The organism is Celeribacter marinus, from assembly GCF_965656515.1.
GTDB classification, from domain to species: Bacteria; Pseudomonadota; Alphaproteobacteria; order Rhodobacterales; family Rhodobacteraceae; genus Celeribacter; species Celeribacter marinus_D.
In genome coordinates, this window is sequence record NZ_CBFHKW010000021.1 from 15,937 (window position 1) to 35,628 (window position 19,692).

21 protein-coding genes and 1 tRNA gene are annotated in these 19,692 nt (G+C 56.5%); 6 read left to right on the forward strand and 16 right to left on the reverse strand.

What is annotated here, in order from left to right:
- A partial coding sequence (locus ACTG34_RS06680; RefSeq protein WP_439104196.1) for a M3 family oligoendopeptidase occupies nt 1–1,566 on the forward strand: 1,566 nt, incomplete at its 5' end.
- 84 nt (nt 1,567–1,650) lie between these two features.
- Here ACTG34_RS06680 and ACTG34_RS06685 read toward each other — a convergent pair.
- The 4 genes from ACTG34_RS06685 to ACTG34_RS06700 form a co-directional block, all read right to left on the reverse strand.
- Nucleotides 1,651–1,971 (reverse strand): DUF4389 domain-containing protein, encoded by a 321-nt coding sequence (locus tag ACTG34_RS06685; RefSeq protein ID WP_439104197.1) that lies wholly within the window; start codon nt 1,969–1,971, stop codon nt 1,651–1,653.
- A gap of 83 nt (nt 1,972–2,054) precedes the next feature.
- Nucleotides 2,055–3,026 (reverse strand): Gfo/Idh/MocA family protein, encoded by a 972-nt coding sequence (locus ACTG34_RS06690; protein ID WP_439104198.1) that lies wholly within the window; start codon nt 3,024–3,026, stop codon nt 2,055–2,057.
- Nucleotides 3,027–3,135: 109 nt separating this feature from the next.
- The gene (gene rpoH, locus ACTG34_RS06695) at nt 3,136–4,029 is read right to left on the reverse strand and encodes an RNA polymerase sigma factor RpoH (RefSeq protein ID WP_439104199.1); all 894 of its coding nucleotides are present in this window, start codon (nt 4,027–4,029) and stop codon (nt 3,136–3,138) included.
- 330 nt (nt 4,030–4,359) lie between these two features.
- Nucleotides 4,360–5,382 (reverse strand): RluA family pseudouridine synthase, encoded by a 1,023-nt coding sequence (locus ACTG34_RS06700; RefSeq protein WP_439104200.1) that lies wholly within the window; start codon nt 5,380–5,382, stop codon nt 4,360–4,362.
- On the opposite strand from ACTG34_RS06700, the gene ACTG34_RS06705 reads away from it, so the two are divergent.
- Entirely contained in the window at nt 5,372–5,716 is a 345-nt protein-coding gene (locus tag ACTG34_RS06705; RefSeq protein ID WP_439104201.1) for a DUF6476 family protein, read from the forward strand. The two genes, ACTG34_RS06700 and ACTG34_RS06705, sit on opposite strands and share 11 nt — an antisense overlap.
- Nucleotides 5,717–5,765: 49 nt before the next feature.
- On the opposite strand, the gene ACTG34_RS06710 is transcribed toward ACTG34_RS06705, so the two are convergent.
- Nucleotides 5,766–5,842 (reverse strand) — tRNA-His (locus tag ACTG34_RS06710).
- Nucleotides 5,843–5,972: 130 nt separating this feature from the next.
- Between ACTG34_RS06710 and ACTG34_RS06715 the strand changes: the two genes are divergently transcribed.
- Nucleotides 5,973–6,158: a DUF6324 family protein gene (locus ACTG34_RS06715; RefSeq protein WP_439104202.1), complete on the forward strand. Its 186-nt coding sequence runs from the start codon at nt 5,973–5,975 to the stop codon at nt 6,156–6,158.
- Nucleotides 6,159–6,542: 384 nt separating this feature from the next.
- On the opposite strand, the gene ACTG34_RS06720 is transcribed toward ACTG34_RS06715, so the two are convergent.
- The 5 genes from ACTG34_RS06720 to ACTG34_RS06740 all read right to left on the reverse strand — a co-directional run bounded on the left by ACTG34_RS06720 (nt 6,543) and on the right by ACTG34_RS06740 (nt 9,842).
- Nucleotides 6,543–6,857, reverse strand: coding sequence for a hypothetical protein (locus tag ACTG34_RS06720; protein ID WP_439104223.1), 315 nt, complete (start codon nt 6,855–6,857; stop codon nt 6,543–6,545).
- 163 nt (nt 6,858–7,020) lie between these two features.
- Entirely contained in the window at nt 7,021–7,506 is a 486-nt protein-coding gene (gene nusB / locus ACTG34_RS06725) for a transcription antitermination factor NusB (protein ID WP_439104203.1), read from the reverse strand.
- On the reverse strand, nt 7,503–8,048 hold the full coding sequence (locus ACTG34_RS06730) for a 6,7-dimethyl-8-ribityllumazine synthase (protein WP_439104204.1): 546 nt from the start codon (nt 8,046–8,048) through the stop codon (nt 7,503–7,505). Before ACTG34_RS06730 ends, nusB begins: the two co-directional genes overlap by 4 nt.
- On the reverse strand, nt 8,048–9,151 hold the full coding sequence (gene ribB / locus ACTG34_RS06735) for a 3,4-dihydroxy-2-butanone-4-phosphate synthase (protein ID WP_439104205.1): 1,104 nt from the start codon (nt 9,149–9,151) through the stop codon (nt 8,048–8,050). Before ribB ends, ACTG34_RS06730 begins: the two co-directional genes overlap by 1 nt.
- Before the next feature lie 94 nt (nt 9,152–9,245).
- A complete protein-coding gene (locus ACTG34_RS06740) occupies nt 9,246–9,842 on the reverse strand; it encodes a riboflavin synthase (RefSeq protein ID WP_439104206.1) in 597 nt (198 codons plus the stop codon).
- A 194-nt stretch (nt 9,843–10,036) separates the two neighbouring features.
- On the opposite strand from ACTG34_RS06740, the gene ACTG34_RS06745 reads away from it, so the two are divergent.
- The 3 genes from ACTG34_RS06745 to ACTG34_RS06755 all read left to right on the forward strand — a co-directional run bounded on the left by ACTG34_RS06745 (nt 10,037) and on the right by ACTG34_RS06755 (nt 14,566).
- Nucleotides 10,037–11,356, forward strand: a complete 1,320-nt coding sequence (locus ACTG34_RS06745) for a capsule biosynthesis protein (protein ID WP_439104207.1) — start codon at nt 10,037–10,039, stop codon at nt 11,354–11,356.
- Nucleotides 11,357–11,579: 223 nt separating this feature from the next.
- Nucleotides 11,580–12,689: a polysaccharide biosynthesis/export family protein gene (locus ACTG34_RS06750; RefSeq protein ID WP_439104224.1), complete on the forward strand. Its 1,110-nt coding sequence runs from the start codon at nt 11,580–11,582 to the stop codon at nt 12,687–12,689.
- A gap of 8 nt (nt 12,690–12,697) precedes the next feature.
- Complete coding sequence (locus ACTG34_RS06755) at nt 12,698–14,566, forward strand: capsular polysaccharide biosynthesis protein (protein ID WP_439104208.1); 1,869 nt, start codon at nt 12,698–12,700, stop codon at nt 14,564–14,566.
- A 1-nt stretch (nt 14,567) separates the two neighbouring features.
- On the opposite strand, the gene ribD is transcribed toward ACTG34_RS06755, so the two are convergent.
- The 6 genes from ribD to rpoD all read right to left on the reverse strand — a co-directional run bounded on the left by ribD (nt 14,568) and on the right by rpoD (nt 19,642).
- Nucleotides 14,568–15,656, reverse strand: coding sequence for a bifunctional diaminohydroxyphosphoribosylaminopyrimidine deaminase/5-amino-6-(5-phosphoribosylamino)uracil reductase RibD (gene ribD / locus ACTG34_RS06760; protein ID WP_439104209.1), 1,089 nt, complete (start codon nt 15,654–15,656; stop codon nt 14,568–14,570).
- Between the two features lie 8 nt (nt 15,657–15,664).
- Nucleotides 15,665–16,129, reverse strand: coding sequence for a transcriptional regulator NrdR (gene nrdR / locus ACTG34_RS06765; protein WP_062216073.1), 465 nt, complete (start codon nt 16,127–16,129; stop codon nt 15,665–15,667).
- 162 nt (nt 16,130–16,291) lie between these two features.
- Nucleotides 16,292–16,711, reverse strand: coding sequence for a secondary thiamine-phosphate synthase enzyme YjbQ (locus ACTG34_RS06770; protein WP_439104210.1), 420 nt, complete (start codon nt 16,709–16,711; stop codon nt 16,292–16,294).
- 10 nt (nt 16,712–16,721) lie between these two features.
- Nucleotides 16,722–17,228 carry a hypothetical protein gene (locus tag ACTG34_RS06775; protein ID WP_439104211.1) on the reverse strand — a complete coding sequence of 169 codons (507 nt, stop codon included), beginning with the start codon at nt 17,226–17,228 and terminating at the stop codon, nt 16,722–16,724.
- Between the two features lie 51 nt (nt 17,229–17,279).
- On the reverse strand, nt 17,280–17,528 hold the full coding sequence (locus ACTG34_RS06780; RefSeq protein ID WP_439104212.1) for a hypothetical protein: 249 nt from the start codon (nt 17,526–17,528) through the stop codon (nt 17,280–17,282).
- A 128-nt stretch (nt 17,529–17,656) separates the two neighbouring features.
- Complete coding sequence (gene rpoD, locus ACTG34_RS06785; RefSeq protein WP_439104214.1) at nt 17,657–19,642, reverse strand: RNA polymerase sigma factor RpoD; 1,986 nt, start codon at nt 19,640–19,642, stop codon at nt 17,657–17,659.
- Between the last annotated feature and the right edge of the window lie 50 nt (nt 19,643–19,692).

The following is a 19,692-nucleotide window of genomic DNA, read 5'->3' on the forward strand; positions in this document are numbered from 1 at the left end:
GGCCGTCTCGGCTCGTTCGCGGGGCTGCTGTACTACCAAAACACCACCGATGGTGAGCGCGTCAAATTCTTTTCCGATGTCCAAGACAAGCTAACCACCTCCACCGCGCCCTTGGTGTTTTTCTCGCTCGAAGTGAACCGCATTCCCGATGAGACGATCGAGACCATGCTCGGCCATGCCGATCTGGCGCGTTACCGGCCGATATTTGAGCGGATGCGCAAAATGCGCCCCTATCAACTGTCTGACGAGTTGGAGCGCTACGAGCACGATATGTCCATCGTCGGGGCCTCCGCATGGAACAAATTGTTCGACGAAACGGTTGCTGATTTGAGCTTTACCGTGAACGGCGAGGACATGGGGCTAGAGGCTATTGCCACGCTTTTGTCGGAGCAAGACCGCGACACCCGCGAGGCAGCGGCCCGCGAAATCGCACGCGTCCTTGGCCTCAACATCAAAATTTTCACCCGTGTTCACAACACTTTGGCCAAGATGGGCGATGTTGAAGATAAATGGCGCGGGATGCCAACACCGCAAACAGGGCGTCACCTCTCCAACGATGTCGAACCGCAGGTGGTCGAGGCGTTGCGCAACTCCGTAGTTGCCGCATACCCCAAACTCTCGCATCGCTACTACGAGTTGAAACGCGGGTGGCTTGGCCTCGATAAGCTCCAAGTCTGGGACCGCAATGCGCCTTTGCCAATGGAAGAGAAACGCACCATTCATTGGGACGAGGCGCGCAAAACAGTGATGGACGCCTACGCGGGGTTCGACCCCAAAATGGCCGCACTCGCCGAACCGTTTTTCGACAAGGGATGGATCGACGCGGGCGTGAAACCCGGCAAAGCCCCCGGTGCCTTTGCCCATCCGACCGTCACGGACGCGCACCCCTATGTGATGCTCAACTATCTGGGCAAACAGCGCGATGTGATGACGCTGGCGCATGAATTGGGCCACGGCGTCCACCAAGTGCTGGCCGCCGAGCAAGGTGAAATGCTGTCCTCCACACCGCTCACACTGGCCGAAACGGCGTCTGTTTTTGGCGAGATGCTCACGTTCCAAAAACTTCTGGCCGATGCCAAAACCGATGCCGAGCGCAAAATCCTGCTTGCAGGCAAAGTTGAGGACATGATCAACACGGTGGTGCGCCAAATCGCGTTCTATGACTTTGAATGCAAACTCCATGAGGCGCGCAAAAGCGGAGAGTTGACCTCTGCCGATATCAACGCGCTTTGGATGTCCGTTCAGGGTGAAAGCCTTGGGCCTGCGTTCGAGTTTATGGACGGCTACGAGACCTTTTGGTCGTATGTCCCCCACTTCGTCCACTCACCGTTCTACGTCTACGCCTATGCCTTTGGTGATGGGCTCGTGAACGCGCTCTATGCCGCCTACCAAGAGCAGCCAGAGGGCTTTCAAGACAAGTATTTCGATATGCTCAAAGCGGGCGGATCACTGCACCACTCCGAGTTGTTGAAACCCTTTGGCCTTGATGCCTCGGACCCTAAATTTTGGGACAAAGGCTTGTCGATGATCTCGGGCATGATTGATCAATTGGAAGCCATGGAATAGCGCGCCAAACAAATGCGCACGCCCCACACAAACGCAAAAGCCCCGCACATGAGCGGGGCTTTTTGATGTCTGGTGGTTGGCTCTTTAGTCCAGTTCGGTCCACGGCCACGGCTTTGTCTCGCTATCGGCAGTGATGTAACGTGTAGATTTTGCAAACCAAATCCCGACGTCTGTGCCGAACCCTGCAATGCGGGCATTGGGCTTTTTACCAGACGTCAAAAGAATGACCCCCTGCACAAGTGCAAGAAACCCAATGATGGTGGAGGCGAAACTCATCATAATCCAGATCAGGACCGAATAGAGGATACGCGCCGCAAGGTTTTCATGCACTTCGCCCACAGGACGTTCGCGCGGTTCAGTGCCCAAATCGGGCATAACGTGATCAAATTCGTTGGGGTCGGCCATAGGTGATTCCTTTAACGATTTGATAGATACTTTACCTTGTTCCGCGCGTTGCCCCAATGGAAAGCGGCCCCAACACGGCCCGTTCAGGCCCGATCTGCCGCAAAAACCGCATCGATCATCGTTTGCGTCCCCTTGGCGTTTTCCAAATCCCACGGATAGGCAACACCTGCGCGCACCGTGCGACAAAAGTTTTCGACCTGAACTGCGTAATGATTGACGGCTGGAAACGTCTCGATCCGGACATGATCGGACAGGCGGATTTCCAGTTCGGCCTGCCCCGCGACACGGGCGTTGAATGGAGTCTTGACCACGATCACGCCTTTGGTCCCATGAAACCGCGCCTCTTGGTAAGGCGCCATGCGCATGGAGACATAGCCATGGTAGGAAAAGCTCGGGAATGTTGCGGTGATCTCGGTTGTGACATCGACACCCGCCTCACGCACAATGCGGGTCGAGGTAATCGCATCAGGCTCCTCACCCGTCACAAACCGCGCGCACCCAAAGGCATAGACACCAATATCACCGGCAGCTCCGCCACCCGTCTCGGCACGGTTGCGGATATTGTCGGTATCGGCGGCGTTGTTGTAGGAAAACGCCACATCGACCTGAACCAAATCGCCTATAACCCCCTCAGCGATCAAATCGCGCACGCGTGTCCATTGTGGGTGATGCGCGATCATATAGGCCTCTGCACAGTGCAGACCCGTGGTGTCGCGTTTGGCGATCAACCCGTCGATCTCATCCGCGCGCATCGCAACCGGCTTTTCGACCAAAACATGTTTGCCAGCATCCAACGCCTTTTGCGCCCATTCGACGTGCAGGTGGTTGGGAAGCGGGATGTAAATCGCGTCCACCGTGTCGCTGGCCAAAAGCGCATCATAGTCCGTGAACACCTGTAATTCAGGACAAAACGCCTGAAACGGTTCGGCCTTTGCCGCGCTCGATGTGGCCAAAGCGACCAATTGTGCGCCCTCGGCCTCATGGATGGCCCGCGCCATAAATTCGCGTGCAAACTTGGCCGCGCCTAAAACGCCCCACCGTACTGGATTTGACATGTCATCCTCCTATGCCGTTTCGCTCACACTGCCCGAGACGCGCGCATAAAAAAAGGGGCAGCCGCGATCCGCGCGCAGCTACCCCTTTTGCATAAATAAGGAGGACGGTTTAGGCGTCCTCGGACATGCCCTCTTGGGCTGCGAGAACCTTCATCCGGTCTTGCAACTTTTCAAACGCACGCACCTCGATCTGGCGAATGCGTTCACGCGACACATCATATTTGCTCGACAAATCCTCTAGCGTCACAGGCTTGTCTTGTAATTTACGCTGCACAAGGATGTCTTTTTCACGCTCGTTGAGCACGTCCATCGCTTGCGCCAATAGCGCTCTGCGGCTTTCCAATTCGTCCTTGGCCTCGTAATCAGCGGCCGTATTGGCGCTTTCATCTTCCAACCAGTCTTGCCATTGCGCCGCGCCATCCTCGTCACCGACCGTGGCATTGAGCGAGGCATCGCCCCCCGCCATCCGGCGGTTCATGGAAATCACCTCGTCCTCGGTCACACCCAAATCAGTCGCAATGCGCGCCACGTTGTCAGGGTGCATATCCCCAACTTCAAGCACGCCAATACGTGACTTCGCTTTGCGCAGGTTAAAGAACAGCTTCTTTTGGGCCGATGTTGTGCCAAGCTTCACAAGGCTCCAAGAGCGCAAGATGTATTCCTGAATCGACGCCCTGATCCACCACATCGCGTAGGTGGACAGACGAAAGCCCTTTTCGGGATCAAACCGTTTGACCGCCTGCATCAGCCCCACGTTAGCCTCTGACACGACCTCAGCCTGCGGCAGTCCGTATCCACGATAGCCCATAGCGATTTTAGCAGCCAATCGTAGGTGCGATGTCACCAGTTTGTGCGCGGCTGAACTATCCTCGTGATCGACCCACCGTTTGGCCAACATGTACTCTTCTTCGGGCTCCAGCATCGGAAATTTGCGGATTTCTTGCATGTAGCGATTCAAACCCTGTTCGGGCGATGGAGCCGGCAGATTGCTGTAATTACTCATATTTCATAGCCTCCGCGTTTCATTTGATAGCATGTTACACCAATTAACATGATGTAACAACCCTTAACATAAGTTGGACCACCTAGGGGCGGTCGTTCGATCCGAACTCGAGAGACCAAGCACCCGTTGCCGTCAAACCCGTGACTTAAACTCATGTCTTTAACGAAGCATGGACGGATTTCCGTCAGTGTTCCATGCCTCATGACGGTCCTCACAATATTGTGCGGAATCGCAACAATGCAAGGCGCGCGTCCCTGCATTTATGCAAGGGCCACTGTGCGCACGCCTACGGCGCGAACGATCTAAAACAATCAATTGAACGGCGCGGGCCTAGCCTAGGGATGCGATCAAACCCGCCATATCGGCGGGTAATTGCGCCTCAAAGCTCAAATCCTCGGACGTCACGGGATGCTTGAACCCCAAGACCGCCGCATGAAGCGCCTGACGCGGGAACTGCGCAATCGCATCACGGGCTGCTTCTGACAGCGCTTTGTGCGACAGCTTGCGCCGCCCGCCGTAGGTTTGATCCCCGACAAGCCCGTGACCGGCATGCGCCATATGCACACGAATTTGATGCGTCCGTCCCGTTTCCAGCCAACACTCGACCAGAGCCACCTGAGGCGGCGTGCCGAATAGGTCCAACGGTCGTGCGCGCGTAATCGCATGACGCCCCTCGGAAAAACTTACCGCCTGCTTTTGGCGATCATTCTTTGAGCGCCCAAGCATTGTAGAAATGCGCAAAATGTTCGCGCCCTCAAAACCGATGCCTTTAACGCCACGCAACCGTGGGTCCATCACATCAGGTGCACCGTACACCAGCGCGATATATTTGCGCTCGACCGTGTGCTTTTCAAACTGTTTGGCGAGACCGTGGTGGGCCTGATCGTTTTTGGCCACGACCAACAACCCGCTGGTGTCTTTATCAATGCGATGCACAATACCGGGGCGCTTTTCGCCGCCGATCCCCGATAGGCTTTCCCCACAATGGTGCATCAGCGCATTCACAAGCGTCCCTGAAGGACTTCCAGGTGCAGGGTGCACCACCATCCCCACAGGCTTGTTGATAACAATCAGATGCGCGTCCTCAAAAATAACATCGAGCGCGATATCCTCAGCCACAAGTTCGGTCTCAACTGCTTCATCCACCGTGATCTCGATGGTATCGCCCTCGGAGATCTTAGCCTTTTGATCCAAAGCCACCGCTCCATTTACAACAACGGCGCCATCCGCAATCAATCTGGCCAGACGTGAGCGCGACAAGTTTGCCGCCTCTGGCACATCGCGGGCAATCGCCTTATCAAGGCGCTTGGGCGGATTTTCCGCAATCTGAAAGGTGATTTTGATGGCTGACATGGACGAACCCGTGGGTGAACTGATGGACATTGATCCCGCCCAAGCCGCTCATCTGACATTTCTGCGCAGACTTGTGACGGCTCTTACGGCGGTGATGATTGGCGGGCTTTTAGTCTTGATCGTGCTCTTTGTCACCCGCTTCCCGACGATTAGCGCAACGACGCCCTCCAAAACGATCGCATTTGACCTGCCTGCGTCGATAACGCTACCGGACGGGGCCACCCCCATCGCATTCACGCGCGGGTCCGATTGGGTCGCGATCACCACCGAGACAGAGATCTTGATTTATGACGCGGCAACAGGCGCACACCGTCAAACCGTCACACTCAAATAGTAAGTATACCGTGCAGCCGGCCTCGTCGAAATCAAAATGGAGGGGGTAGTGGTACCACCTCCTGGTCTCGAACCAGGGACCTCCTGATCCACAATCAGGCGCTCTAACCAACTGAGCTAAGGCGGCACTGCGGGGGATTTACTGCGCACAGGATTGGAATGCAAGAGGTGATCCGCGAAAAATGCAGCTATCTCTTTTCCTTGCCTCCCGCCACACAGCGGCGTAGGTGGTAACAATGATCAAAGGAGCCGTTTTCATGGGTATCAATTCAGAAAAAGACATCGAAGCAAACCTGCAAATCGGTCCAACGACCGAAGGCATGGTGCGTCTGTTCATCGAGGCAAACGGTATTGAAGTGCCCATGGACTTCGATCCTGAAGAAGCCGAAGAAATCGCAGAAGAGCTACGTGCCGCCGCCGATCAGGCACGCAAGATCGGGTAACACACGACTCAACGCCCCCTCCCACGCGGATAAAGTTCAAGGACCGACAGATCCGGTAGGTTAACGCCATAAGAGGCGCGCAATCCCCGCCCAATTCGACTTGCCCCTTGCCGTGAGCTGCACCGCGCCCTACATATGAGCGGACGGGATCTGCTCGGTTCGTACATATGGACGCATGACTCCGGTGGCCTTAAGCACCCGTACGGGAGCTGGCTCTGTCATGACCCTGGTTATGTTACCTGGCACCCACCTGATTTATCAGGCTTCGGGAGCAACGCGTTGCTACGGCTGCTGCGGTCCCCCGTCACCTCTCCCCCATAGTACTCAATAGTGCAAAACGGACGCCAAAGCGTCCGTTTGTGTCGGTGTTATTGCTGCGCCGCATTACCTGCGATGTGAGGCCGCCACGCGCACGGGGAGCGGGTCAGATAGAACAGGCAAATCATCGCGCTTGCCGCCCTGATCATCATCGTCGTCTTTCCCCGCCATGCTCATAATGGTGATGGCAAATTGCACCCCCGCAAACACGATCCCGTTGGACACCCAAAGAATCACCACTGCCAGAATTCCGACATCGGAATGGGTGACGAGATGCCAAAGGTTGGCGACATTAAAATACAAAAGCGCACCCACAAAGGCGGCAGAAATCACAAAGCCGATAATAGCTTGCGTGATATACAGTTTGATCAGCTTTGGCATGACGGTGCCTTTCATGACGACTCAGCGTCGCAACAGTAGCACGCAGCGGACAATATTCCAGATCGCCATGTGTCGCAGGTCAGCGCGCCGCAAACAAAAAGCCGCAAACCTGTTTGGCTGCGGCTGATTGCGTAATTGTGTGATGGGGGCGCGGGCCTAAGTGTCAGACCTTTGGCTTGAACGCGTCTGGCTGGCATTCACGGGCCATGTGATCCAAAACAGCGTTGACGAATTTAGACTCTTTGCCACCCGGATAAAACGCCTTGGCCACGTCCACAAACTCTACAATCACCACCTTGGGTGGCGTCTGTTCGGCAATCAACTCACCACCTGCGGCCCGAAACAGCGCGCGCATAGTGCTATCAATACGTCCGATCGGCCATTTGGCAACCAACGCACGGTCCGTCATTTGGTCAATCTTGGCTTGTTCATTCACAGCCGTCTCGGTGATCATGTGAAAGTGATCCACATCGCCCTCGATGAATGTGCCCTCTTCGGCTGTTTCCAAACCAAAGAAGTGATCATAAAACTGACGGCGAACCTTATCGACCGTCTCGTCGGACGCTTCCATTTGAAATAGGGCCTGCACCGCATAGAGGCGGGCCGCAGATTTCATATCGCGTTTCGAAGGTGTCTTTTTATCGGTCATGCCGTGGTCGGTCCTGTGGTCTTGCCCGCAATGCGGAGCGCATCGGAGTGAAATCCGACGTCCTTGGGCGAAGCGGACCATTTGCGCGAAAGCGCGACAAGATGCAAGGCCGCAGCGGCAGCTCCGCCCCCTTTATTCTGTCCTTTTGCCTGTGCACGCACAACGGCTTGGGATTTGGTCTCTACTGTGAGGATACCGTTACCGATGCACAGGCCCGACAATCCCATAAGCGTAATGGCGCGCGATGAGTCGTTACACACCGTATCATAATGCGTGGTCTCGCCACGAATGACACAGCCAAGGGCGACGAAGCCGTCAAAATTCGACGTGCGATCCGCAATGGCAATCGCCGTCGGGACTTCAAGTGCGCCGGGCACCTCGATGAGATTCCATGTGGCACCTGCAGCCTCGATCTCGGCCTTGGCCCCCGCGACCAACTCATCTGTGACGTCCTTGTAATAGGGCGCAACGACGATCAACACCTTGGTTGGTGTGTCAAATGTTGGTGTCTCAAGAATATTGTGGGTTTCACTCGCGGCCATTATACGTCTCCGTCGATTTTTCGGGTGCCGGTAATAGACAGCCCATACGCCTCAAGCCCCACCACTTTGGGCTTGGGGTTATTGGTGACAAGTTCCAGTTGCGATAGGCCAAGAGCGGCCAGAATTTGCGCACCTAGACCATACTGGCGTAGCGTCTGTGGGCTTGCCGCATCTTCCCCCGCCATTTTCATATCAAGATCGCGCAGCAACACGACAACGCCGCGTCCTTCGGCGGCGATCAATTCCATCGCCCCCTCAATCTCGCGGGACGTGCGCCCGATGCCAAGCACATCTTCGAGCGGGTTGAGCGCATGCATCCGCGTCAAAACCGGCGCGTCCGTGCTCACATCACCCTTGGACAGAACAACATGCTCGGCCCCTTGCAAATCATCGGTGAACACCTGCATGTCCCACGCGCCACCAAAGGCAGAGGTCACGGTGCGATGTGCTGTACGCGTCACGAGATTGTCGTGGCGGCGGCGATAGGCGATCAGGTCGGAAATTGTCCCGATCTTGAGGTTGTGTTTTTGTGCAAAGGATACCAGCTCGGGCAGACGCGACATCGAGCCGTCATCATTCATAATCTCGCAGATCACCGATGAGGGCTGTAGCCCTGCCAAACGTGCGACATCGACGCCCGCCTCGGTGTGGCCCGCGCGCACCAACACGCCGCCATCCTTGGCGCGCAGCGGGAACACGTGGCCCGGCGTGGCAATATCGGCAGAGGTCTTTGACGGATCAATCGCCACCGCAACCGTGCGGGCGCGGTCATGCGCGGAGATGCCCGTCGACACACCCTCTTTGGCTTCGATCGAAATGGTAAACGCCGTCTCGTGACGACTAGAATTGCTCGTGGCCATCAGCGGCAGCTCAAGCGCGTCAATGCGCTCGGACGTAAGCGTCAGACAAATAAGCCCGCGTCCGTGGGTGGCCATAAAATTGATCGCCTCAGGGGTCGCCATTTGAGACGGGATCACCAGATCGCCCTCGTTCTCGCGGTCCTCGTGGTCGATCAGGATAAACATCCGACCATTGCGGGCATCCTCGATGATTTCCTCAATGGAGGAAACGGCACTGGCGTAGCTCTCGTTTAGGTCGGTCATAAATATCTCTTTTCGCAGATCGGAAGGAATGGCGCACGGTGTTGCCCCCGCGATACCTTGTCACACCGCACTTTGAAAGTGCGACGCAACGCTCTTAGTCAAACTCGGCCAAGCGGGCCACGTAGCGCGCGAGGGTGTCGATCTCCAGATTGATCACATCGCCCACCGATGCAGACCCCCATGTCGTGACCTGTTGCGTGTGCGGAATGATGTTCACGCCGAACCGGCAGCCATCGACCTCATTGACCGTAAACGATGTGCCGTCCAAGGCCACCGAGCCTTTGGGAGCCACGAATTTGGCGAGGGCCTCGGGCGCGTCAAACACAAATCGCGTGCTCTCGCCCTCGTCCGTCATTGACACAATCGTCGCCACACCATCCACATGACCCGACACGATATGACCGCCAAGCTCGTCACCAAGGCGCAAAGCACGTTCGAGATTGAGCGCGCTGCCGACCGCCCAATCACGGATATTCGTTTTGCTCACACTTTCCGCCGAGATTTGCACATCAAACCAGTTTTGCGGCGCAGTGCCGAGCGCAATCACCGTCAAACATACACCGCTACAGGCAATCGACGCGCCGATGTCGATCCCGTCCACATCGTAATCGCACCCGATCCGCGCGCGCAAATCGCCCTTTTGCTCAAGCTCCAGAACGTGCCCTACATTAGTGATGATGCCTGTAAACATGGTGTTTTCCTCTCGAATTCGCCCCAAGAGGTAACGCTGTGCCGCCCCCCTTACAAGGCCGATTGCGTCACATCCCGATATCGCGCGGCTATGTCTTAATTGACACGCCGCTCATAAACCCGAAAACTAAGCCACACATTGGCCCGATTATTCCTCTATGTCGTTCTGAATTGGTAATAAAAGCGACCCCCGACATGCGTGATCCCGTAACCAGTAACAGTTCAGACCAGCGCCCCGACGAGACGCGCGTGTTTCTCATGCTTCAAGGACCGCACGGACCGTTTTTTTGGCAGTTGGGCAAGATGCTTCGCGCGGCGGGGGCCACCGTTTGGCGGGTCGGGTTTAACGCCGGCGACCGCGCCTTTTGGTTCTCGACCAAGACATTTCTGCCCTACACCGATACGCCTGAGGCGTGGCCTGATACCTTTCAATCCATCGTCGCGGACAAGGGCGTCACCGACATCGTTTTGTACGGCGACCCGCGCCCCGTGCATGCCCTCGCCGTAGCCCGCGCCAAAGAGTTGGGCCTGCGCATCCACGTCTTTGAGGAGGGCTATCTGCGGCCGTTCTGGATCACCTACGAGCGTGATGGGGCGAACGGACATTCCGCTCTGATGGGCCTGAGTGTGGAGCAAATGCGCACGGCATTGGCGAACATTGATCACGACAATATCGAGGCACCCGACCATTGGGGCGACATGCGCCAACACATCTTTTACGGCGCGCTCTACCACTGGTTTGTGATGTTTCGAAACGGCGCGTTCAAACATTTTCGCGGCCACCGCGAATTGCCAGTGACCTACGAATTCATGCTCTATTTCAAACGCTTGATCATGATGCCCCTGCACCGCGTGTCTCGCCGCTGGCGCACGTGGCGCATTCGCCGCTCTGGTCATCCATTTCATATCGCCCTGCTGCAACTTGAACATGATGCCAGTTTTCAGGTGCATTCGCCCTACTCCACCATGCCCGAATTTATCTCGGACGTGATCGACGGGTTCGCCAAAGGCGCGCCGCGCCACCACCACCTCGTGTTCAAGGCACATCCGCTCGAAAGTGACCGCCGCAATCTGTTGGCCGAGGTTAAACGACTTGCCGCAAATTTTGGCGTCACAGGACGCGTGCATTTCGTGCGCGGTGGTAAGCTTGCCTCCTTGCTCAACTATGCTCGCTCGGCCGTTACCGTCAACTCGACCGCTGGCCAACAAGCCCTCGCGCGCGGCTTGCCCTTGCGCACATTTGGCACCGCCGTCTTTGCCAAGCCTGAATTTGTATCGCATCAATCCCTCGACGCGTTTTTTATGCACCCCGAGCGGCCTGACACCCGCGCCTACAAAGATTATCGTCAATTCCTATTGGAAACCAGTCAGGTTCCCGGCGGGTTCTATTCCGCGCGCGGGCGGCGTCAATTGCTGCGTCTTGTCGTCGATATGATGCTGGCGCAACACGGGCCCTATGACGCGCTGATCAACGGAAATGCCCACCCCCGCCCGTCTTTGCGGCCCACGCGGTGATCAAACGCCGTTCAGATCCACCGCTACATTTAGAGCCAAACAACACGCTCCATACACTCACTGGCCATGCCATGACAGGTCGCGGCGCATAGGCAACACCTTACGGCGCGAAAACCCACCGCACCGCCTGCACAGTGGATTTTGATCCCGCAATCAGGTATTTATCCCCAAAAGCTTGTAAAAAGCATCGAGAGGTAGAGCAGTGAACGTATTTAAATCGCGCATGGCCCGTGCCGTGATCGCAGCCGCGCTTGTGGCCAGCGTATCCGCCTGTGGCCTCCCCCGATCCGGTCCCAACAAAAAAGAAATCTTTGCAGGTTCTGTCCTGAACGAAGGTGACGCATTTATCATTGCCGTGAACGACCGCGTCACTGCGGCTACGGGCGTCACTCAATCGCTTGGCTTCACCCAATCCTTTATCAGCGCGGGCGTTGTCGGCTCCGACACGATCAATCCGGGAGACACCTTGGCGTTGACCATTTGGGAAAACGTCGATGACGGTCTGTTGGCCAACCAAGGGGCCAACGCAACCGTGCTCAACCAAGTTCAAGTGGATGGTGCGGGCTTTATCTTTGTGCCATATGCGGGCCGTATCAAAGCTGCGGGCAACAGCCCCGAAGCAATCCGCCGCATCATTACCGAAAAACTCGACACCCAAACCCCCGACCCGCAAGTTCTCGTATCCCGCGTGGCTGGTGACGGCGCGACCGTGACGGTCGCGGGCTCCATCAATGGCCGCGGCGTCTATCCGATCGAGCGTCCAACACGGACGCTATCCGCCATGCTAGCGGCGGCAGGTGGTGTTAACGTCAGCCCCGACATTGCCCGCGTCAAAGTCACCCGTGGCGGCAAAACAGGCACCGTTTGGTATGAGGACATCTTTACCGAACCAAATTACGATATTGCCCTGCGCAACGGCGACCGCATTTTGATCGAGGCCGACCCACGCGAATTTATGGCGCTGGGCGCAACGGGCACACAAACCGTTGTGCCATTTGAAAGCCGGACACTCTCCGCCCTTGAGGCCATCGCACGCGTTGGTGGATTGCAGACCAATAGCGCCGATCCAACGGGCGTCTTTGTGTTTCGCAACGAAAACGAGGCTATTTCAAAACAGGTATTGGGCCGCGATGACATCACAGGCACACAGCGCCTCGTCTACGTTCTCAACCTGACAGAGCCGAACGGGCTGTTTATGGCGCGCGATTTCATCATCCGCGATGGCGACACGGTTTACGTCACAGAAGCACCGTTTGTGCAGTGGCAAAAAACGCTGGGCGCAATCAACGGATCGGTATCGGCGGCGGATACGCTGGCCTCTAGCGTTCAATAACCGGCACCATGAGCCACTCATGGATCACGCCTAGCACCGCCTCGAACACTGGTTCGGGGCGGTGTTCCATTTCCGCCGAGCTGCACGACCATCCAATACTGTTCACCCACGCCAAAACCCGTACGCAATCGTCGCCGCCCCCCGCATGGATCGGCGCCGCGCCCCTATGGGCCGACATGGCCCCCGCGGGGATTTGGGCGGACGCATTGGCGTGCCCTCTCACTGGTAAACGCTCAGACCTTGAGCACTTGCTCGCCTGCGCGCCGTTGGATGATACCGCATTACTGGACCGCGCGCGCGCGGGGATCGCATGGTGGCAATCATCGCAAATATGCAAGTATTCTGCGCAATCGGAGCATAATCCTAAGATAAATGTTCCATATGTCCTCGTTTTAGATCAGCCCAAATCGGACGAAAGTTTCGAGAATGGCTCGGATACCGATGCTCTGTTGCGCGAAATGCTTGTTTTTGCCCAGACCGAGCTGACTCGCACCCATGTGGTCATTCTCAGCGTTGAAGGCGGCCATTTCACCGACGCCGAAACGTCCGAAACCATCACCGTTGTGCCGCATACGGCCAATCCGTGGCCGTTACTCGAGTGCGCCACGCGCGTCTATTCACACAGCGCCTCTCTTGGATTTGAGGCCATTTTGTCGGGCCACCATCCGCGCGTTTTCGGACAGCCATGGTACGCAGGATGGGGCCTAACAGACGATGAAAATCCCGTACCGCACCGCGCGCGCGCACTCACCCGCGCACAACTTTTTGCCGCATCCATGATCCTTTACCCCACATGGATCAATCCGCGCACCGGCGCGCCCTGCGATTTCGAAGCGGCGATTGCCCACGCACAGGCCCGCCACCGCGCCGCCCGCGAGGACACGCATGGATATGTTGCATCGGGATTGGTACGCTGGAAACACAAACACATGCGCCGCACTTTTGGCCGGGCTCGGTTTGAGATCACCAACGATCCACAAAAAATCGCCTTGGCGAGAGACAACGGTGCGCGTCACATGGCCTGGGGGGCCCATCAAACCGCCGACATTCGCGTCGAAGATGGCTTTTTGCGCTCCAAAGGACTGGGGGCCGCTCTCATTGCTCCCGTCTCACTCACGCTCGATGAGAACGGGGTTTATTTCGACCCAACACGCCCGAGCCAACTTGAAAACCTCATAACACAGCGCGCCGATCTACCAGAGTTTGCACGCCGCCGTATCCGCGCGTTTCTGACGCGCCTGAACACGGCTCGGTTGACCAAATACAACACCCGAACGACCCATGTTAAACTTCCCCAAGGCGAGAAAATCCTTGTCGTCGGCCAAGTCGAGGATGACGCCTCGATCAAATTAGGGGCGGGCGAGATTACGACCAACCGCGACTTGTTGCGCGCGGCGCGCACTGCACACCCGACTGCCTATATCGTGTTCAAGCCCCACCCAGACGTCGAGGCAGGACTGAGAAAAGGTGACTTGGCCGAAATACGCGATTTGTGCAACTTGATCGCGCATAACGCAGACCCGATTTCTCTCATTGAGGCCTGTGATCGGGTCTGGACAATGACCTCTCTGCTTGGGTTCGAGGCGCTTTTGCGCGCGACACCCGTGACATGCACAGGCACACCGTTTTATGCAGGCTGGGGCTTAACTGATGATCGTGGGGGCGTCCCCGCACGCCGCGCGGCACGTCCCTCCCTTGAGGGCCTCGCACACGCCGTACTGATCGACTTTCCCCGCTACAGTGATCCGGCCACGGGCGCACCAATCAGTCCAGAAGACGCCGTTGATCTTTTGAGCGCGCAAAAACAAGGGCGCAGTGCAATCGCCCAATTCGCCTTGGCCCGTCTGATCCAGCTGCGCAATCGCTTTGTGAAATAATTTAGCTTCGCGTCCAATGGGTTAGCGCATCAACCCCAACCTGTTCGACGTGTGAAACCTTATATCGGCGTGCCATTGCCAAATGATCGAGACCGAGCGCGCCAACCGCCGACTTGCCCTCTGCTCCAATCGCAAGGCCCGCCGTAAACAACGCAACATGATCGACCAAATCCGCGGCCAAAAGAGACGCGGCCAATGCGCCGCCACCCTCACAAAAAACACGCGTCAGACCCGCCGCACCCAATGCGACCAGTGCAGCACGTGGATCCAGTTTTCCACCCACAACGGCCACCTCAAACAGGCGCGCCCCCAAACCCGTCCATGCCGCAATGAGATCGCGCGGAGCATCCGGACCATGGACGAGCCATACAGGTGTCTCATGTGCGGTTTGTGCAAGTTTTCCCGTCAATGGGATATCCAAACGGCGTGACAAAACAACGCGAACGGGCTGTCTCACAACGCCAAGATCACGAACGTTGAGCGTTGGATCATCGGCTCGTGCGGTCCCGCCACCGACCAATACCGCATCATGAACCGCGCGCATGGCATGAACACGCCGCCGCGCGAGAGCACCGGTAATCCATTGACTTTCGCCCGTTGCCGTAGCGATCCGCCCATCCCATGAGGTTGCAAGCTTGAGCGTCAGCATCGGCTGTCCAAGCTCAATGCGCTTCAAAAAACCTATCTGATCCTGAGACGCCTCATCCGCGCAAACGCCCGTAACAACCTCAAGACCTGCGGCTCGCAGATGGGCAATGCCCTGTCCGTTGACACGCGGGTCAGGATCCCCCAAAGCGATCACGACACGCGCTACCCCTGCCGCGCTCAACGCACCGGCACAGGGCGGCGTTTGGCCGTGATGTGAGCATGGCTCTAACGTGACATAAGCCGTGGCCCCGCGCGCCGCATCTCCAGCCTGAACAAGCGCCATCGTTTCCGCATGCGGACGCCCGCCCGCCTGCGTCCAACCACGCCCCACAATGCGGCCATCGCGCACAATCACGCAGCCCACTGCAGGGTTCGGCCAAGTCGATCCAAGGCCACGACGCCCAAGCGTCAACGCATGGCGCATATGGGCATCGTCACACATTTGAAATGCTACTCTTCGGGCGCGCTTGGGCGCAACTCACTGACAAACTTATCAAAATCGTCAGCCGCTTGGAAGTTTTTATAGACCGAGGCAAAGCGCACATAGGCCACGGTATCGATCCGCGCGAGGCTTTCCATCACAATCTCACCAATTGAACCTGACGGAATATCCGTCTCGCCCATGCTCTCCAAACGGCGCACAATACCCGAAATCATCTGATCTAAACGCTCGGGTTCAATGGGGCGTTTTTGAGTTGCGATGCGAATAGACCGCTCGAGTTTGTCACGGTCGAAATCTTCGCGGCGCCCGTTGGTTTTGACAACCACCAAGTCGCGCAGCTGCACCCGCTCATATGTCGTGAAACGCCCGCCACATGACGAGCAAAACCTACGGCGACGGATCGCAACGTGGTCTTCAGCCGGACGGCTGTCTTTCACTTGGGTATCCATATTTCCACAAAATGGACAACGCATCGGCGTCCCCTTTTCTCTAACACTGCCTCTTTCATGTGGGGTCTACGCCCCACTTATCCACAGGCACTATAGGGGTGTGACCAAACCTTGGGTAGATAGAAAATTAACCGCAACATATAGTATCGCACGTGTGTGGCCCCAAAGACTCTCGCCCCGCGATTGCTACCTCAATAACGCGACAACACGGCGCAGGTGCGCTCGGTCTCGATGTTCGAAAAGGTAAAGTCCCTGCCATGTTCCAAGCGCCATACGGCCCGAAATAATCGGAATAGTTATAGTTATTGGAAGCATGGATGCCTTGATATGGGCGGGCATGTCATCCGGTCCCTCGTAGGTATGCGTCAGATAAGACATGCTCGGATCTGATGTCGGCGGGGCAAGACGTGCAAAATAGGCTTTGAGGTCGACTTGCACATCGGGGTCTGCGTTTTCCTGGATCAGAAGCGAAGCTGACGTATGTTGAACAATCAACGTTAGTGCTGCCTCCAACTGCCCCTCCCCCGCAACCCAACGCGCCACCTCATCCGTTAACTCATACAGGCCCTGCCCGTGGGTCGAAATTTCGAAAACGGTGTGGCTCATGGCGCTTCCCTCATTCACACGGTCCGGCGCGCAACGGCTTTGCTGTGTCGGCGCGACAAAATCCTGCGTCTTGCATCGCAAAATTCAGCGTGTCCAACTCAAATACTGTACCGGCCTCACCGCTGACATCGCAGGCCAGTGTGGCAAGCACGCGACCCGCGCGCGCAACCTCAAGGGCGCCTGACATTTCTTGGTCAACTTTATCGTAGGACCAAGAGAGCGTGTAGGAAAATTCTCGATTGTGGACGGTCACGCGGTCCCAGATCGACCGCCCGATGCCGCTCCAAGGCAGCATCGCGATTTCGTCAAAGTCACGGGTCAACTCTATCTCTGGCGCGCCTGCGGTCCCGAACCGATAGGTTACACGCGACTCGTCCGGCGTGAGGCACAATTCAACCGCCTTGCTACCGACAGAGCATGCAAACACCGCCTCTTGGTTGCCCGCACACACGGCTAAGGCAGGTGACGCGACGCAGACAAAGACAGCAATCAAAGGTGTGAGAAAATTATAGGACATTTGATCCTCATGTGATGAGGAACCATAGCCCAAAGCAGCGCGTGAGAAAAGTTAAGAGGCGTTATCGTCTACGACACACACCACAGTAGGCGTTTCTGGAGCATGACCAGATACGGATGTGATAGCCGCCTCCATAACTGGCGGCGCGAATACGGCCGCCAAGGTTGCAACACACAGCTCCAAATCGGACGCAGACACTGGAATCTCAACGACTTGCACAGCATTAGAGGGGGCCGCTACAGACGCGGTTGTGACCATGGCCGTAAGAGACGCGATTATGAGAATGAGGTTGGATGACATTGCAGTACCTTTCTGGGACGGGCCCCGAGAGGTAACGCATAAACAGTTAACAGACGTTCAACTTCGGGCGCAAATCTGACCCTGCGCTGCATACAAAAACGCCCCCGTTTCCGAGGGCGTTTTAAAACTTACTGATCCAAGAAACTGCGCAGTTTGCGTGAACGGCTCGGATGCTTCAGCTTGCGTAGCGCCTTCGCTTCGATCTGGCGAATACGTTCGCGGGTCACTGAGAACTGTTGCCCCACTTCCTCGAGCGTATGGTCGGTGTTCATCCCGATGCCAAAGCGCATGCGCAAAACGCGTTCTTCGCGCGGCGTGAGGCTGGCCAAGACGCGCGTTGTCGTCTCTTTGAGGTTTTCCTGAATGGCGCTATCGAGCGGCAAGATCGCGTTCTTGTCCTCGATGAAATCACCAAGCTGTGAATCCTCCTCGTCGCCAATTGGCGTCTCTAAGGAAATCGGCTCTTTGGCGATTTTCATCACTTTGCGGACTTTTTCGAGCGGCATCTGCAGCTTCTCGGCCAATTCCTCAGGCGTTGGTTCGCGGCCGATTTCGTGCAACATCTGGCGACCCGTGCGGACCAGTTTGTTGATCGTCTCGATCATGTGCACAGGAATACGGATCGTGCGCGCCTGATCGGCAATAGACCGTGTGATCGCCTGACGGATCCACCATGTCGCATAGGTGGAGAATTTATAGCCACGGCGATATTCGAACTTATCAACGGCCTTCATCAAACCGATGTTGCCCTCTTGGATGAGGTCAAGGAACTGTAGACCACGGTTCGTGTATTTTTTGGCGATGGAAATCACGAGGCGCAGGTTGGCCTCGACCATTTCTTTCTTGGCCTGACGGGCTTCTTTTTCGCCCTTTTGAACCTGCTGTACGATGCGGCGGAATTCAGAGATATCAACACCAACGTACTGACCAACTTGGGCCATATCGCCGCGAAGCTCCTCAACCTTGTCAGAGTGACGGTCAATCAGCATCTGCCAGCCGCGGCCCTTTTTGGCATCCATCCGCTCAAGCCACGTTGGGTCAAGTTCTGCCCCACGGTACTCTTCGATAAACTCACGGCGGTTAATACGCGCTTGGTCGGCGAGCTTCACCATGCCGCTGTCGATCATCATGATCCGTTTGTTGATGCCATAAAGTTGGTCAATCAACGCCTCAATACGGTTGTTGTGCAGGTGAAGCGAGTTGACCAAAACGACAATTTCAGACCGCAACTGTTGGTATTCTTGCTCTTCGGCTTTCGAGAATGTGCCATCTTCGTTCAGCGTGGCACTCATCCGCAAATCTTGCATTTCAGACAGGCGCGCAAAATCACCCGAAATACCGGCAAGCGTTTCCAGCACGGAAGGCTTGAGCGCCGCTTCCATCGCCGCAAGCGACATGTTGGCCTGCTCGTCCTCATCCTCGTCATCGTCGTCATCGTCGCCAGAAATCGGATTGCCGTCGGCGTCGAACTCTTGTGCTTTTTCTTTTGTGGTGTCCTCGGTTGCTGCGGCGGCAAGGCCACCCACAACGGCCTCTTGATCATCACCGTCCAACCCTGTGCCGAACGTGGCCTCAAGGTCGATCACGTCACGCAGCAAAATATCCTCGGACAACAATTCGTCATGCCAGATGGTGATCGCCTGAAACGTCAGCGGGCTTTCACACAACCCCAAGATCATCGTATTTCGGCCGGCCTCGATGCGTTTGGCAATGGCGATTTCGCCCTCGCGCGACAGCAATTCAACCGATCCCATTTCACGTAGATACATCCGCACGGGGTCATCAGTGCGATCTAGCTTTTCAGCATCCCCACCGGCGAGGGTCAGATCACGCGCTTTGGTCTCGACCAATTCGCCGCCCTTGGCCTCTTCTTCTTCGGCTTCTTCGGCTTCGATGATGTTGATGCCCATCTCGGAAAGCATCGACATCACGTCCTCGATCTGCTCGGAACTGACCTGATCAGGGGGCAGAACGTTGTTGAGCTGATCGTAGGTGATGTAGCCTTTTTCACGCGCCTCGGCGATCATCTTTTTAACAGCGGCTTGGCTCATATCGAGCATTGCATCGCTGTCTTGATCGTCACGTTTGGCGTCGTCGTTGTCTTTGGCAGCCATCAGGCGCTCCTCATCCGAAGTCGTGTTGCCTGTCATCGGCGCACATCGCG

Excerpts from the sequence above, each read along its gene's own strand:
- ACTG34_RS06685 (WP_439104197.1), bottom strand. The coding sequence starts at position 1,971 with ATGGCCGACCCCAACGAATTTGATCACGTTATGCCCGATTTGGGCACT.
- ACTG34_RS06720 (WP_439104223.1), bottom strand. The coding sequence starts at position 6,857 with ATGCCAAAGCTGATCAAACTGTATATCACGCAAGCTATTATCGGCTTT.
- nusB (WP_439104203.1), bottom strand. The coding sequence starts at position 7,506 with ATGACCGATAAAAAGACACCTTCGAAACGCGATATGAAATCTGCGGCC.
- ACTG34_RS06700 (WP_439104200.1), bottom strand. The coding sequence starts at position 5,382 with ATGTCAGCCATCAAAATCACCTTTCAGATTGCGGAAAATCCGCCCAAG.
- ACTG34_RS06770 (WP_439104210.1), bottom strand. The coding sequence starts at position 16,711 with ATGAGCCACACCGTTTTCGAAATTTCGACCCACGGGCAGGGCCTGTAT.
- nrdR (WP_062216073.1), bottom strand. The coding sequence starts at position 16,129 with ATGCGTTGTCCATTTTGTGGAAATATGGATACCCAAGTGAAAGACAGC.
- ACTG34_RS06715 (WP_439104202.1), top strand. The coding sequence starts at position 5,973 with ATGGGTATCAATTCAGAAAAAGACATCGAAGCAAACCTGCAAATCGGT.
- ACTG34_RS06755 (WP_439104208.1), top strand. The coding sequence starts at position 12,698 with ATGAGCCACTCATGGATCACGCCTAGCACCGCCTCGAACACTGGTTCG.
- ACTG34_RS06705 (WP_439104201.1), top strand. The coding sequence starts at position 5,372 with ATGGCTGACATGGACGAACCCGTGGGTGAACTGATGGACATTGATCCC.
- ACTG34_RS06690 (WP_439104198.1), bottom strand. The coding sequence starts at position 3,026 with ATGTCAAATCCAGTACGGTGGGGCGTTTTAGGCGCGGCCAAGTTTGCA.
- ribB (WP_439104205.1), bottom strand. The coding sequence starts at position 9,151 with ATGACCGACCTAAACGAGAGCTACGCCAGTGCCGTTTCCTCCATTGAG.
- ACTG34_RS06740 (WP_439104206.1), bottom strand. The coding sequence starts at position 9,842 with ATGTTTACAGGCATCATCACTAATGTAGGGCACGTTCTGGAGCTTGAG.
- rpoD (WP_439104214.1), bottom strand. The coding sequence starts at position 19,642 with ATGGCTGCCAAAGACAACGACGACGCCAAACGTGACGATCAAGACAGC.
- rpoH (WP_439104199.1), bottom strand. The coding sequence starts at position 4,029 with ATGAGTAATTACAGCAATCTGCCGGCTCCATCGCCCGAACAGGGTTTG.
- ACTG34_RS06780 (WP_439104212.1), bottom strand. The coding sequence starts at position 17,528 with ATGTCATCCAACCTCATTCTCATAATCGCGTCTCTTACGGCCATGGTC.
- ACTG34_RS06750 (WP_439104224.1), top strand. The coding sequence starts at position 11,580 with ATGGCCCGTGCCGTGATCGCAGCCGCGCTTGTGGCCAGCGTATCCGCC.
- ACTG34_RS06745 (WP_439104207.1), top strand. The coding sequence starts at position 10,037 with ATGCGTGATCCCGTAACCAGTAACAGTTCAGACCAGCGCCCCGACGAG.
- ACTG34_RS06730 (WP_439104204.1), bottom strand. The coding sequence starts at position 8,048 with ATGGCCGCGAGTGAAACCCACAATATTCTTGAGACACCAACATTTGAC.
- ribD (WP_439104209.1), bottom strand. The coding sequence starts at position 15,656 with ATGTGTGACGATGCCCATATGCGCCATGCGTTGACGCTTGGGCGTCGT.
- ACTG34_RS06775 (WP_439104211.1), bottom strand. The coding sequence starts at position 17,228 with ATGTCCTATAATTTTCTCACACCTTTGATTGCTGTCTTTGTCTGCGTC.